Source organism: Pseudofrankia inefficax (genome assembly GCF_000166135.1).
Lineage (GTDB): Bacteria > Actinomycetota > Actinomycetes > Frankiales > Frankiaceae > Pseudofrankia > Pseudofrankia inefficax.
In genome coordinates, this window is record NC_014666.1 from 6,717,785 (window position 1) to 6,730,557 (window position 12,773).

13 protein-coding genes are annotated in these 12,773 nt (G+C 71.4%); 2 read left to right on the forward strand and 11 right to left on the reverse strand.

Features of this window, described 5'->3' with window-relative positions:
* Positions 1-25: 25 nt before the first annotated feature.
* From FRAEUI1C_RS27205 to FRAEUI1C_RS27230, 6 genes are read right to left on the reverse strand one after another with little or no spacing between them, the layout of a single operon-like run.
* On the reverse strand, positions 26-1,486 hold the full coding sequence (locus tag FRAEUI1C_RS27205; RefSeq protein WP_013426579.1) for an amidohydrolase family protein: 1,461 nt from the start codon (positions 1,484-1,486) through the stop codon (positions 26-28).
* On the reverse strand, positions 1,483-1,854 hold the full coding sequence (locus tag FRAEUI1C_RS27210; RefSeq protein ID WP_013426580.1) for a nuclear transport factor 2 family protein: 372 nt from the start codon (positions 1,852-1,854) through the stop codon (positions 1,483-1,485). The genes FRAEUI1C_RS27205 and FRAEUI1C_RS27210 overlap by 4 nt, the downstream gene beginning before the upstream one ends.
* A gap of 4 nt (positions 1,855-1,858) precedes the next feature.
* Complete coding sequence (locus FRAEUI1C_RS27215; protein WP_013426581.1) at positions 1,859-2,725, reverse strand: SDR family NAD(P)-dependent oxidoreductase; 867 nt, start codon at positions 2,723-2,725, stop codon at positions 1,859-1,861.
* A 2-nt stretch (positions 2,726-2,727) separates the two neighbouring features.
* Entirely contained in the window at positions 2,728-2,967 is a 240-nt protein-coding gene (locus FRAEUI1C_RS27220; protein WP_013426582.1) for a lipoyl domain-containing protein, read from the reverse strand.
* The gene (locus tag FRAEUI1C_RS27225) at positions 2,964-3,971 is read right to left on the reverse strand and encodes an alpha-ketoacid dehydrogenase subunit beta (RefSeq protein ID WP_013426583.1); all 1,008 of its coding nucleotides are present in this window, start codon (positions 3,969-3,971) and stop codon (positions 2,964-2,966) included. The genes FRAEUI1C_RS27220 and FRAEUI1C_RS27225 overlap by 4 nt, the downstream gene beginning before the upstream one ends.
* A complete protein-coding gene (locus tag FRAEUI1C_RS27230) occupies positions 3,968-5,008 on the reverse strand; it encodes a thiamine pyrophosphate-dependent dehydrogenase E1 component subunit alpha (RefSeq protein WP_013426584.1) in 1,041 nt (346 codons plus the stop codon). Before FRAEUI1C_RS27230 ends, FRAEUI1C_RS27225 begins: the two co-directional genes overlap by 4 nt.
* A gap of 81 nt (positions 5,009-5,089) precedes the next feature.
* On the opposite strand from FRAEUI1C_RS27230, the gene FRAEUI1C_RS27235 reads away from it, so the two are divergent.
* Together FRAEUI1C_RS27235 and FRAEUI1C_RS27240 are read left to right on the forward strand one after the other, a co-directional pair.
* Positions 5,090-5,851: an SDR family NAD(P)-dependent oxidoreductase gene (locus FRAEUI1C_RS27235; protein WP_013426585.1), complete on the forward strand. Its 762-nt coding sequence runs from the start codon at positions 5,090-5,092 to the stop codon at positions 5,849-5,851.
* Positions 5,852-6,121: 270 nt separating this feature from the next.
* Positions 6,122-7,156: a sucrase ferredoxin gene (locus FRAEUI1C_RS27240; RefSeq protein WP_013426586.1), complete on the forward strand. Its 1,035-nt coding sequence runs from the start codon at positions 6,122-6,124 to the stop codon at positions 7,154-7,156.
* 117 nt (positions 7,157-7,273) lie between these two features.
* Here FRAEUI1C_RS27240 and FRAEUI1C_RS27245 read toward each other — a convergent pair whose 3' ends face one another.
* From FRAEUI1C_RS27245 to FRAEUI1C_RS27265, 5 genes are all read right to left on the reverse strand, one after another.
* Positions 7,274-8,260 (reverse strand): TIGR03619 family F420-dependent LLM class oxidoreductase, encoded by a 987-nt coding sequence (locus FRAEUI1C_RS27245; RefSeq protein ID WP_013426587.1) that lies wholly within the window; start codon positions 8,258-8,260, stop codon positions 7,274-7,276.
* Positions 8,260-9,726, reverse strand: coding sequence for an aldehyde dehydrogenase (locus FRAEUI1C_RS27250; protein ID WP_013426588.1), 1,467 nt, complete (start codon positions 9,724-9,726; stop codon positions 8,260-8,262). Before FRAEUI1C_RS27250 ends, FRAEUI1C_RS27245 begins: the two co-directional genes overlap by 1 nt.
* 26 nt (positions 9,727-9,752) lie before the next feature.
* The gene (locus tag FRAEUI1C_RS27255; RefSeq protein ID WP_013426589.1) at positions 9,753-10,187 is read right to left on the reverse strand and encodes a nuclear transport factor 2 family protein; all 435 of its coding nucleotides are present in this window, start codon (positions 10,185-10,187) and stop codon (positions 9,753-9,755) included.
* Positions 10,184-11,353: an aromatic ring-hydroxylating oxygenase subunit alpha gene (locus FRAEUI1C_RS27260; protein WP_013426590.1), complete on the reverse strand. Its 1,170-nt coding sequence runs from the start codon at positions 11,351-11,353 to the stop codon at positions 10,184-10,186. Before FRAEUI1C_RS27260 ends, FRAEUI1C_RS27255 begins: the two co-directional genes overlap by 4 nt.
* A gap of 149 nt (positions 11,354-11,502) precedes the next feature.
* Complete coding sequence (locus FRAEUI1C_RS27265) at positions 11,503-12,747, reverse strand: ABC transporter substrate-binding protein (protein WP_013426591.1); 1,245 nt, start codon at positions 12,745-12,747, stop codon at positions 11,503-11,505.
* Positions 12,748-12,773 lie beyond the last annotated feature (26 nt).

Consider the following 12,773-nt stretch of genomic DNA (forward strand, 5'->3'; position numbering starts at 1 on the left):
TGTCCCGTCATGCCGTGTGCTCCGTTCAGGCCGACGCCAGTTGTGATGCGGCGACGCGGTCGGCCGCCTGGATGCGTTCCGCGTCCCCGGCGACGGCCGTCCCGGCGAAGAACGCGGTCGACGCGCCGCCGTAGAACCGCACCGCGTTCACACCCGCGAACTCCTCGAACTGGGCCGGCGTGAGAATGCCGTCCTCGACCAGCTCGTAGGCCTCCAGCAGCGGGTGGGTGAACGACGGGACGTCCCAGTGGCCGAGGTCGGAGCCCATCATCGGGCGCAGCTGGGCGCCGAGCGGGTTCACCCGCCGGTCGTAGGCGAGGCCGACGAGCGGGTCGTCACCCTCGCAGCCCCAGTAGAAGCTGCGGCAGAACTGGTCCCGGATCTCCTCGACGCTGCCGACCCCGCTGGCCGCGAAGTCGTCGACCTGGCCGTCGGGGGCGTTGACGCCGGGAATCAGCTGCTCCGGGGCGAACCGGGTGAGCGCCGGCGCGTGCTGCCGGGCCAGCCGGGCGAGCTGGGCGGCGTCGAACCTGGCCGGGTCGAGCCGGCCGAGGCCGTTCTTCCCGCGTTTCTCGAACCGGGAGACGAGGTCGCCGAAGACCCGGACCCCGCCGGCGACGCCGCCCTCCAGCAGGGCGATCCGCAGGTCGGGAAAGCGGCTGGTGACCCCGCCGAGGAACAGCGACTTCGCCGTGCCCTCGCCGACCGCCCCGAAATGCCCGGCCGCGTAGGAGTAGTTCGACGGGGAGAAATGACCGGTGAACCGGAAACCCGACGAGTGGCAGGACAGCGGCACGTCGAGCTCGACGGCCTTCGCCCAGAACGGGTCGTAGTCGTGGTCGCTGTCCAGGCCGAAGTTGTCGATCCGCTGCAGCCGGGACCGGTACTCGGGCGGGGCGTCCGCGAAGGCCGGGATCGGCCGCCACACGAACGACGGCATCAGCGCGGCCCGCAGGCCGAGCGACACGGCATGCTCCAGCGCCGCGATCCCCTCGTCCGGGGTGTGCGCGGGAATGAGCGCGACCGGGGCCAGCCTGTCCCGGTAGGGGGCATAGGCCTGCGCGACGTACTCGTTGTAGAGCCTGGCCAGCCCGACCCGGGTCTCCTCGCGTTCCATTCCCAGCAGCACCATGCCGCGGGACGGATAGACCACCGCGAAGTCGATGCCGGCCTCACCGAGCCGTTCGTGGTACAGCGACGGCATCGCGACGGTCGCGTAGTCGAGGGTGTCGCTCGGCGTCCACCAGACCGGCCGCGCCGAGAGATGCAGCCGCCGGCGCTCGGCGAGCGCCGGGACGTGCTCGCCCGCGCCGTCCGCCAGGCCGACGGCCCGCACGGCCGGGTCATCCAGCAGCTGACCGCCTCCGTTGTCCCGGACGAACTCGGCGAACGCGACGCTGATCTCGACGTGGTGGGCGTCGGCGTCGATGACGACGTGCCCGAGCGACTCCCGGACCTTCCGGGCGCTGCCCTCGTGGCCGGTCACTGCTCGGGGCTTTCGATGAACACGAGCATCGTGGCGATCTTCCCGTTCTCGATCCGGATGAGGTCGCAGCCGATCGCGACGGTGGTCGGGAACGTCCAGCGGACGAAGCCCCGGCTCCAGCCGTGGTGCGTATCGGGCGGGCGGGCAAGCGTGACGGTGACCCCGGCGGGCCAGTCGGCGGTGTAGGCGGTGACGTGCTCGGCGAGGGCCTGGCGGCCGCGGACCACCGGCCGCTCGTCCGGCGGGATGAACTCGACGTCGGCGGTACAGCAGGCGGTGAACCGGCGCAGCCGCTCGGCTGGGTCCCTGGTCACCCAGGCGGCGCCCCACTCGGCGAACAGCTCCTGCGGCGTCAGCGACCCGGCCATGCCGTCAGCCCGCCTGGCGCTGACGAAGGGAGGCCAGCGCGACCGCGGGCAGCGTGACGCTGGCGCCGCCGTCCGCGGCGAGCACCTGGCCGGAGATCCAGCTCGACTCGTCGCTGGCGAAGAACAGCGCGGCGTAGGCGATGTCCCAGCCGGTGCCGTGGGTGACGGTCCCGAGCGGCAGGACGGCGGCCGCGGTCTTCTGGATCTCGCCGAGGTCCTGGCCGAGCTTCTCGGCGGCACCCTGGGTACGAGGCGTCTGCACGGAGCCGGGGACGACGACGTTGACCCGGATGCCCTGCGGCCCGTGCGCGGCGGCCATCTCCTGGGACAGCGAGATCATGCCGCCCTTGGCCGCCGAGTAGGCGGCGAAGCCGATCGCCCGCAGCGCGCCGATCGAGGAGATGTTGACGACCGATCCGCCGCCCGTCGCGGCCATCGCCGGGATGGCGAACCGGGAGACCTGGTAGACCGACTTCAGGTTGATCCGCAGCAGGTCGTCCCAGCTGTCCTCGGTCGTGTCGAGGATGCTGCCCGGGCGGGAGACCCCGACGTTGTTGACCAGCACGTCGAGCCGGCCGAAGCTGTCGAGCGCCGCCTGGGTGAAGCGCTCCGCGTCGGCCGCGACCGTGACGTCGCCGGCGACGACGACCGCCGCCCCGCCGAGCTGCTCGATCTCCTTGCGGGTGACTTCGGCGCGGTCGGGCTCGTTGTCGACGAGCACGACCGAGGCGCCGTGGCGGGCCAGCAGCAGGGCGGTCGCCTTGCCGGTGCCGACGCCCGGCCCGGGCACCTGGCCGCCGCCGGTCACGATCGCCACCTTGCCGGCGACCCGGCCCTCGCCGCCGGTCGGGCGCCCTTCGGGAGCCGCCATCGTCAGTCTCCTTCGATCAGCGCGAGCGCGGTGAAGACCGGCACGGTCTCCTCCGGCTGGACCAGGATCTTCGACAGCAGGCCGGTCGCCGGGGCGACGACGACGACGGTGGTCTTCTCCGCCTCGATCTCGGCGATCTCCTCGTCCTCCGTCACCGCGTCGCCCTCGTTCTTGAACCAGGCCAGCACGGTGCCCTCCGTCATCCCCATGCCGAACTGGGGCAGGTTCACCTCGGTGGTCATCGGGTCGCGAGCTCCTTCGGCTGCGAGGCCGGCGCCGGGCCGGCGAGAAGGGCCCGGGCCGCGGCGGCGATCTTTTCGGGCGTCGGGTACATGAGCCGCTCCAGCGCGGGGCTGAAGGGCGGGTGGACGTCCGGCGCGACGACCCGGGCTATGGGCCCGCGCAAGAAGGCGAAGCCCTCCTCGGCGACGATCGCGGAGATCTCCGCGGCCGCGCCGCAGGTCTTGTGCGCGGGGTCGGCGATGACGAGGCGGCCCGTCTTCTCGACGGACGCGAGAATCGCGTCCTTGTCGAGCGGGACCAGGGTGCGCGGGTCGATGACCTCCAGCTGCGAGCCCTGTTTCGCGAGCTCGTCCGCCGCCCTGAGCGCGGCGGGCACCGCGTCGCCGATCGCGACGACCGTCAGGTCCCGGCCCTCCCGCCTGACAGCCGCCTTGCCGAGCGGGACCAGATGGTCCCCGTCCGGCACCTCGCCCTTGGCGCCCCACAGCCGCAGCGGCTCGAAGAAGACCACCGGGTCGTCATCCCGGATCGCGGACTTCAACAGCCCGAGCGCGTCCGCCGGTGTCGTCGGCACGACGATCTTCAGCCCGGGAACGTTCATCAGCTGCGGGTACGGCCGGTCGGAGTGCTGGGCCGCGGTCGCGTTGGCGTACTTCATCGCGGCGCGGAAGACGATCGGGACGCTCGCCTGGCCGCCGAACAGATACCGGTTCTTCGCGGCGTGGTTCACGATCTGGTCCCACGCGACGTACATGAGGTTCGCGATCGTGTAGTCGACGATCGGACGCAGGCCGGTCATCGCCGCGCCGATCGCGGCACCGGTGAAGCCCTCCTCCGAGATCGGCATCACGGGCACCCGGTCCGGGCCGAACTCGTCGACGAAGCCGTTGGTCGGCATCGTCCAGAACCGGCCGTCCTCGCAGAAGACGACGACGGTCGGGTCGCGCCGCATCTCCTCCTGCATCGCGAGGCGCAGCGCCTCGCGGTAGCTCATCGTTCTCATCGGGAAACCCCCGTTGCTGTCGTCTCCAGCGGGGTGGCCCACAGGTCGTCGAAAAGCTCCTCGGGGGCCGGCTGCGGGCTTTGTTTGGCGAACGCGACCGCGGCCCGGATCTCTTCGGCGACCGTTTCGGCAATCGCGGCCAGGTCGGTTTCGGCGACACCCTCGGAGAGCAGCCGGGCGCGTAACAGCTCGACCGGGTCGCGGGCCTTCCAGTGCTCGACCTCGTCGGCCGGGCGGTGCGAGAGGTCCATGTTTCCGTACTCGGCGTGGTCGCGGTACCGGTACGTCCTGGCCTCGACCAGCGTGGGGCCGCCCCCGCCGCGGCCACGCTCGACGGCGTCGCTCACGACGTCGTACACGGCGGCGAGATCCTGACCGTCGACGATCACGCCCGGCATCCGGTAGGCGGCGGCCCGGTCGGCGATGCTGTCGCTGGCCATCGTGTCGGCCAGCGCCGTCGACATCGCGTACAGGTTGTTCTCGCAGACGAACACCACGCCGAGCCGCCAGGCGGCGGCCAGGTTGAGGCCCTCGTGGAACGAGCCGATGTTCGCCGCGCCGTCGCCGAAGAACGCGAGCGCGGTCTGATCGGTCCCGCGGACGCGGGCGCTGTAGGCGGCGCCGACGGCCTGCGGGATGCCCGCGCCGACGATCGCGGTCTCCCCCAGGCTGCCGACGCCGAAGTCGGCCAGGTGCATCGAGCCGCCCTTGCCGTGGCAGACCCCGGTGGACCGGCCCATCAGCTCGGCCATCAGCGGTCCGAGCGGGGCGCCCTTCGCGATCGGGTGCCCGTGCGACCGGTGGTAGCCGACCATGTAGTCGTCGTCCCGCAGCGCCAGGCAGGACCCGACGATCGTGGCCTCCTGGCCGATGCAGATGTGCACCGAGCCGGCGATGCCCTGGCCCTTGCGCACGATGTCCATCGCCGATTCCTCGAAACGGCGGATCCGCAGCATGCGGCGTAACGCCTCGAGGTCCCGCTCGCTGCTCGTCGTGAACCTGCTGCTCGTGAACCTGCTGGCTGGCGGACGTGTCACGCGCCACATCATCGCTTGCTGGCCCGATTGATGCAAGGGTACCCTTGCATCACGGATCGGCCGGGCGCGAGAGGGGTTTTCATGACTGACTTCGAGGGCCGGGTGGCGGTCATCACCGGCGCGGCGCACGGCATCGGCTCGGAGTACGCCCGGCACTTCGCCGGCCGCGGCGCGCACGTCGTCGTCGCCGACATCGACGGCGATGCCGCGGCGACCATGACCAAGGAGCTGACGGCCGCGGGCTTATCGGCCAGCACTCTCGTCCTGGACATCGCCGACGCCGCCGGCTGCGTCAACGCCGTCGACGGCGTCGTCAGCGAGCACGGGTCGCTCGACTTCCTGGTCAACAACGCGGCGCTCTACGCGAACCGGGACTTCGCCATCGCCGAGGAGATCAGCCTCGCCATGTGGCAGAAGATGATCGACATCAACGTGTCGGGCACGTTCTACATGTGCCGCGCGGCCATCCCGCACATGAAGCGCCAGGAGTTCGGCCGGATCGTCAACCAGAGCTCGGCCTCGGTCTACGCCACCGTTCCCCGCTCGCTGCACTACTCGATGTCGAAGGCGGCCGTCATCACGATGACCAAGACGCTGGCCCGCGAGCTCGGCCCGTTCGGCATCACGGTGAACGCGATCGCGCCCGGTGTCATCGACACCGAGGCGACGCTGAAGGTCGTACCGCGCGAGGTGCTCGAAAAGGGCCTCGGCAACGCGGCGCTGCGCCGCATCGGCCACCCGAGCGACCTCGCCCCGGTGGTCGGCTTCCTGTGCTCCGAGGGCGCCAGCTACATCACCGGCCAGACCGTCATCGTCGACGGCGGCATCAACATGCTCGGCTGAGCACCACTCCGCCGCCGGCATGATCGCCGTTTCGGCCCTCGTGTGGTCGTGAATCGGGCCTGGTTACAGCCACTGGAGGGCGAAAACGGCGATCAGGCCCGCGCCGCGGGCCATCGCTGGCGGGCCGGGCGACCGGCGGTGTCGTGAGGACCACCAGTCGCGGCGGTTTCGGGCCGCCGGCCGGCTGGAACGCCACAAGAACCGTGCACGTTCCTTCACGAGAGCGGCGGACCATCCGTCTGCTGAGCACGGTAATGATCGGGAGGTGCTGTGACCGTCGTCGTCTCCAGCCCGGCGATCTCCTACCGCTGCGCGCCCTGGACCCAGGCCCAGGGAGTCGACCCGATCGGCTCGGCGCTGACCTGCGACACGTTCGTCCTCATCGAGACGCCACCGCCGTGGCCCCAGGACATCGGCCAGCTCCCGGACTTCGCCGAGCTGTCGCAGCGCGGGCTGCGCAGGACCCGCCTGCTGGCCGTGCGCCCGCTGGACGATGGTTTGGCCTCGGGCTCTTCGGTCACCGGCGCCGTGGCGGACGGCGCCGCCGAAACCAGCCCTGAGGCCTCCAGCCCTGGCACGGCCGACGCTGCCGGAACCGGCGATCAGGTCGCGGTGACGATCTGGCGGCGTGCCGAGACCGGCCGTTTCCTTGGTACCGACCACCTCATCCCGGCGGACCGGGTCGTGGACGAGGCCGCCCGCCTCGCGACAGCACCGATCGAGAACGGCAGGCCGGCCGGAGAAGGACAGCCCGCGCCCCCCGACATGCTGCTCTGCGGGCACGGCTCCCGCGACGTCTGCTGCGGACGGCTGGGCACCCGGCTCGCGCTCGATGTGGCCGACACCTGGCCGGGAGTCCGGGTCCGGCGCTGCAGCCACACCGGCGGCCACCGGTACGCCCCGACCGGCTTCACGCTGCCCGACGGCCTGGCCTGGGGCTTCCTCGACACCGACACCCTCGACGGCGTGGTGCGCCGGTCCGGGACGCCGCCGGTTCGCGGCAACTACCGGGGCACGACCGCGCTCGACCAGTGGGGCCAGGTCGTCGAACGGGAGCTGTTCGAACGCCACGGCTGGGCCTGGCTGGAGCACCGGCTGACGTCGGCGAGTAGCGACGTCGCGGCCGACCGCCGCTCCGCGACCGTCCACCTGGGCTGGGACGGCCCAACGGGCCCCGGCACCGCGACCGCGACCGTCGAGGTCGCCCGCGACGTCCCCGTCCTCGTCTGCGGTGAACCCCCCGAGAACGCCCGCAAGACCTCCCCCGAGCTGGGCCTCACCAGCCTGCACATCACCCCGAGCTAGGACGGCCGATCGGCCGGCCAGAGTGATCGCCGTTTCGACCCTCAAGCGGTCGTAAACCGAGCTCTGTCACAACCAGTTGAGGGCGAAAACGGCGATCACCGGCCGCCGATCGAGCGCTTAGCGGGACGCGGCCTCGCGGAACGCGGTCACCCACGGGGTCAGGTAGTCCTCGGCGGCGTGGGCGTCGTCCGGGACCGGGAGCTGCAGGCGGACGTCGGTGACACCGGCCTCGACCAGGGCGGGCAGGCCGTCGATCGTCGCCGCCAGGTCAGGCGACCCGTCCGGCGCGGCGACGTTCGGGAGTTTGCCGGCGACGCCGAGCTCCAGCGGGTCGCGGCCGAGCGCGGCGACGGCGTCGCGCATCCGCGGGATCGTCTCGACCAGCGCGTCGGCCCGGTCGGAGGCCGGTCCCCACGGAATCCAGCCCGCGCCGAACCGGGCCAGCCGGCGCATCGGGCCCGGGTTCACCGTGCCGCTGACCCACACCGGGACGCCACCGGGCTGGACCGGCTTGGGGTTGAGGTGGATGTTCTCGAAGGACAGCTCGGCCGACGAGTACGTGGCCCGCTGCTCGCGCCACAGCAGCTGGCAGACCTCCAGGGTGTGGTCGAGCAGCCGGCCTCGGCGGGTGAAGTCGAGGCCCGCGGCCTCGTACTCCTCGCGCTGCCAGCCGATCCCGACGCCCAGGTCGAGCCGGCCGCCGGAGAGCACGTCCAGCGTCGCCGCGCTCTTGGCCAGCACGATCGGCCGGCGCAGGGCGGCCAGCAGGATGCTGTTGGTGAACCGCACCCGTGACGTCATCCCGGCCAGGAACGACATCGTCGTCAGCGGTTCGAGGAAGTGGCCGTCCGGGTCGGTGGGCTGCACCCCACCGACCCGGCCGCCTACCTCCGGCCGGGAGTAGTTGTCCAGGTGCTCGCCGAACACGACGTGCTCGCCGGAGAGAACCACCCGGTCGACACCGGCCCGGTCCGCGGCGACGACCCGGTTGAGCAGCGGCTGCCACGTCCCCGGGTCGCTCGGCGCGAGCGCGGTGTACCGGATGGAGAACTGCGCACTCGAGAACCGCGCACCCGAAAACCCTGCCCCTAATGACCCGGCCATCAGGCGCCGCCGGCGAGACCCACCGGGATGCCGATGCTGCGCGTCTCCAGGTAGCCGGCCAGCCCCTCCGGCCCGAGCTCGCGGCCGAGCCCGGACTGCTTGAAGCCGCCGAACGGCACCAGTGGGAACGGCGGGAAGTCCGCGTTGATGTTGACGGCACCGGTCCGCAACTGGCGCGCGACGCCGAGCGCGCGCGCCGGGTCCGCGCTCCAGACCCCGCCGGCCAGGCCGAACGGCGAGTCGTTGGCGATGCGCACCGCCTCGTCCTCGTCGTCGAACGGGATGAAGCTCAGCACCGGGCCGAAGATCTCCTCACGGGCCACCGGCATCCCGTTGTCGACGTCGCCCAGGATCGTCGCCTCGACGTACCAGCCCCGGTTCAGGTGCCCCGGCCGCTTCCCGCCGGCGACGACCTTGGCGCCGCTGGCGATGGCGCCGTCGATGTAGCCCTCAACCCGCTCGCGCTGCCGCTCGGCGACGAGCGGCCCGATGACGGTGGCCGGGTCGTGCGGGTCACCGAGCGGGATCCGCGCGGCGCTCGCGCCGGCGGCCTCCAGCGCCTCGGCGTACCGGGACCGGTGTACCAGGATCCGGGTCTGCGCCGCGCAGACCTGGCCGGAGCGGTTCATCCCGATGCCGACGACGGTCGGGACGATCTTCGCGATGTCCGTGTCATCGAGCAGGATGCAGGCCGACTTGCCGCCCAGCTCCAGCGAGACCCGCTTCACCTGCTCGCCGCACAGGCTCATGATCCGCTTCCCGGCGCCGGTCGAGCCGGTGAAGGCGATCTTGTCGACGTCCGGGTGGGTGACGAGGTGCTCGCCGACCTCACGGCCGCCCGGCACGACGTTGACGACGCCCGCCGGCACGCCCGCCTCGTGCAGCGCCTCGGCGAACGGGAAGGCCGACAGCGGCGCCTCGGGCGGCGGCTTCAGCACGACCGTGCACCCGGCGGCCAGCGCCGGCGCGATCTTCCACGCGGCCAGGGTGACGGGCGCGTTCCACGGCACGATCGCGCCGACGACGCCGACGGGCTCCTGGGTGACGAGGCCCGCCCGGGCGCCCTCAAGCACGGTCCGCTCGAACGGGTAGGTCCGCGCGAGCTTCCCGTAGTACTCGAACACCGGCGCGACGAGGCCGGTCTGCGACCCGGGGTTGCTGACCGGGCAGCCGATCTCGTCGACGGTCACCGCGGCGATGTCGGGTGCGCGCTTGGCGAGCATCTCGGCGGCCCGGATGAGGATCTCACCGCGCTCGGCCGGCGTCAGGCGGGGCCAGGGGCCGTGGTCGAACGCGGCCCTGGCGGCCGCGACCGCACGGTCGATGTCGCTGTTGGTCGCGAGCGGGACCTTGCCGACGACCTCCTCGCTGGACGGGGAGATGACGCCGAACTCGTCCGGACCGGCGGGGGCGGTCCAGTCGCCGTCAATGAAGAACGCATCCCGATAGAGCAGTCGCTGATCCACGGTTACCTGCATTTCCTCGTGGTCGGTCAGTTGTCGAGCGTGCCCAGCAGGAGGTGGGTGTCCTGCTGGAAGACGCGGATCTCACGGATCGTGCCGTCGGCGACGGTGAACAGCTCGACGACGTCGACGGTCGCCGCCCGGCCGGTCGCCTTCGCCGTCCAGGTCTGGGTGGTGATCTGGACGGCCGTGGCACCGCTCCCGGTGATCCGCGGGTCGACGATCGCGCGGTCCCAGTGCGCGCCGGCCTCGACGTTCATCGCGGCCATGCCGTCCTGCCCGGTGTGCCAGCCGCCGTGCGGCAGCGAGGCCGGCTGCTGGACCCGGATCTCCGGATGCATCAGCGCCCGCGCCCCGGCAAGGTCGCCGGACTGGAAGCGCCGCGCCATCTCCTGGACGACCGCGACGGCGTCCGCGGTGTCCACGCCAGCCTCGGCACGGGTCCGCTCCGCCGCCGTGCTCACGCGGAGGCCTTACGGGCCCGGTAGGCCGCGAGCGCGTCCTCGAAGCCACGGTGCAGGTGCTGCGGAGCGGGCTCGTTGCGGCCGAACACGACCGTGTCGATCAGGCCCAGGCGCACGCCGGGCTCGGTCCGCCCGGCGACCCAGAAGTCCTCACCGTCCACGACCGTGTCGCAGATCCACGGTGCCATGTCGACGGCCTTGGAGCGCTCCTCGTCGGTCAGGCCGGGGCGCAGGTAGACCGTGTGCACGACCTCGGAGTGGCTCTCGTCGACCGGGAGGATCTGCCAGAGCTCGATGTGGCGGGCGTCGAAGGTGAGGCTGACGTTCGGGAACAGCGCGTACTGGTAGCTGAAGTGCCCGGAGACGTCGCCCCAGTCCGGCTCGGAACGCTCGCGCAGCTCGACGATCGACTTCAGCGCCGAGGTGTTGCGCAGGTGGCGGCCGAACGCGTCGAAGGTCAGCACGCCGCCGATGGCGTAGCTGGCCAGGGTGTTCTTGTGCAGGTAGTTGAAGTGGTAGTTCTCCCGGAACGTGTCCAGGGTGACCTTCCAGTTGCCCGCCACCTTGTGCACGTGCGGCTCGTTGTACGGCTGCCAGGTCGCGAAGTCGAGCATCGCCAGCTCCTCGGCCAGGCCGGGCCCGAGGTACTCGTCGATGTCGATCGGCGCGCCCGGCCGCAGCCGGCCCACGATCAGCCCGTACCCCTCGGCGACCTCCAGCCGGATCAGGCCCTTGCTCGACTTGTCCATGCCGGCGAAGCCCTCGGCGACCGGCATCCGGCCCAGCTTGCCGTCCAGGCCGTACGTCCAGGCGTGGAACGGGCACGTCAGCCGGATCGCCTCACCGGCCCCGTCACACAGCCGCACGCCTCGGTGCCGGCAGGCGTTGAGCATCGCGTGGACCTGGCCGTCGTTGTCCCGGGTGAGCAGCACGGGCGTGCCGAGCAGGTCCACGGTCCGGTAGGTGCCCGGCTCGGGCAGCGCGCCGGACAGGCACAGCACCAGGGGCTGGTCGAGGAACAGGCCCTCGATCTCGGCGGCCTGGTGCTCGGCCGAGTAGGCGTCGACCGACAGCTCCATGACCTCGTCGGCCATGTCGGTGCTGCGGTTGTCGATGTGGTCGAGCAACCGGCGCACGATGCCGTGTTCCAGCGCTTCCCTGTCCATCGTGGGTTCCCTTCGCCGGGGAGGCACTTCAACTTCGGGGTCCGGGCGGGACGTGCCGGTGGGCGGCCGGCTGGCAGGTCTCTCGACCATCCCAGCCGACCGCCCGCGGCGCTCGCGTTCGGCGATCTCTCGTTACGACCGATCTGGCGTTACGACAGGGGCTTTCCGACGAGGAACGGCTTCTGCACCGTCACCGTCAGCTTTCCGTCCTTGATCTCACCCTGCGAGGCTGACTGGTTCTTCACCCGCGGGATACCCGTGACACCGGCCGAGGTGAAGTCGATGGGTGCGGTCGCCCCGTGCGTGTCGAACGCGGTCTGCTGGTCGAGCCAGGCCTTGATCTTCACGGCGTCGACGGCGCCGACCTTGGGAATGATGTCCGCGACCAGCTTGACGCCGAGCCAGGCGTTGATCGACGCGTCACCGATGGTGTTGGTGATGCCGCCGACCTGCTTGCCGTACTTGGCGACGTCGTCCGCGAACGAGCCGATGGCGCCCTGCCCGAAGGCCAGCACGATCAGGTTCGGCTGGTTGAGGCTCGAGATCGTCTGCACGACCTGCGGCGTCAGGATGATGCTCGGGATCGCCCAGAGCGTCTTGGTCAGGCCGAGCTGGTTGCAGGTCTGCATCAGCGGGGCCAGCTGGCTCGGGTTGATCGCCGGGACGACGGTGTCGGCGCCGCTCTGCTTGATCTGCAGGCAGGTCGGCTGGAAGTCCGTCGCGGTCAGCCCGAGGCCGAGGTTGTCGACCTTGACCGACGGCGGGTAGTAGGTGGCCGAGACCTTGGCTGACGCCTGCGCGACCGCCGAGTCCGCCGAGATGTAGGCGACGTGCTTGGTGGTGGCCGGCAGCATCTGCGGCAGGATCCGGTAACCCACGAGCACCGGCTCGATCACGTAGACCCGCGGGTTCTGCAGGTCCGCGGACGCGGCGCCCAGGCTCGACCACGAGATCGTGTTCGCGGTGTCGAGCGTCGGGAGCAGGCTCGGCTCCTGGGTGCCGTCGTCGCCGGCCATCATGAGGACCTTGTCCTCGACCAGAAGCTTCTGGGCACAGACCGAGGCGCCCTGCGGCGTGCTGTGGTCGTCACAGACGTCGATCTCGACCGGGCGGCCGAGGATGCCGCCGTTCGCGTTGATCGACGCGGCCGCGATCTTGGCCGCCTGCGCGACATACGGCTGCGAGACCGCGTTGGTCTGGATGCCGGTCATCAGGCCAAGCTTGATCGGCGCGCCGGTGGGCTTCGGCGCCGTCGTGCCGCCGGAGCTGGTGGACCCACCGCCGGACGAGCCGCCGCAGGCCGCGGCGACGAGCGTGACGCCCAATAAGGCGGCGACCAGCTGGGTACGTGGAATTCGTTTCTGCCGGCCGCCGGCCCGCCCGATAACTGACATTCTCTATCCCCTCAACGGTTGACACG

Bases quoted from the DNA above. Each gene is read 5' to 3' on its own strand.
- FRAEUI1C_RS27210 (WP_013426580.1), bottom strand. From the start codon at position 1,854: ATGGCCGGGTCGCTGACGCCGCAGGAGCTGTTCGCCGAGTGGGGCGCC.
- FRAEUI1C_RS27215 (WP_013426581.1), bottom strand. From the start codon at position 2,725: ATGGCGGCTCCCGAAGGGCGCCCGACCGGCGGCGAGGGCCGGGTCGCC.
- FRAEUI1C_RS27220 (WP_013426582.1), bottom strand. From the start codon at position 2,967: ATGACCACCGAGGTGAACCTGCCCCAGTTCGGCATGGGGATGACGGAG.
- FRAEUI1C_RS27225 (WP_013426583.1), bottom strand. From the start codon at position 3,971: ATGAGAACGATGAGCTACCGCGAGGCGCTGCGCCTCGCGATGCAGGAG.
- FRAEUI1C_RS27235 (WP_013426585.1), top strand. From the start codon at position 5,090: ATGACTGACTTCGAGGGCCGGGTGGCGGTCATCACCGGCGCGGCGCAC.
- FRAEUI1C_RS27245 (WP_013426587.1), bottom strand. From the start codon at position 8,260: ATGGCCGGGTCATTAGGGGCAGGGTTTTCGGGTGCGCGGTTCTCGAGT.
- FRAEUI1C_RS27260 (WP_013426590.1), bottom strand. From the start codon at position 11,353: ATGGACAGGGAAGCGCTGGAACACGGCATCGTGCGCCGGTTGCTCGAC.
- FRAEUI1C_RS27265 (WP_013426591.1), bottom strand. From the start codon at position 12,747: ATGTCAGTTATCGGGCGGGCCGGCGGCCGGCAGAAACGAATTCCACGT.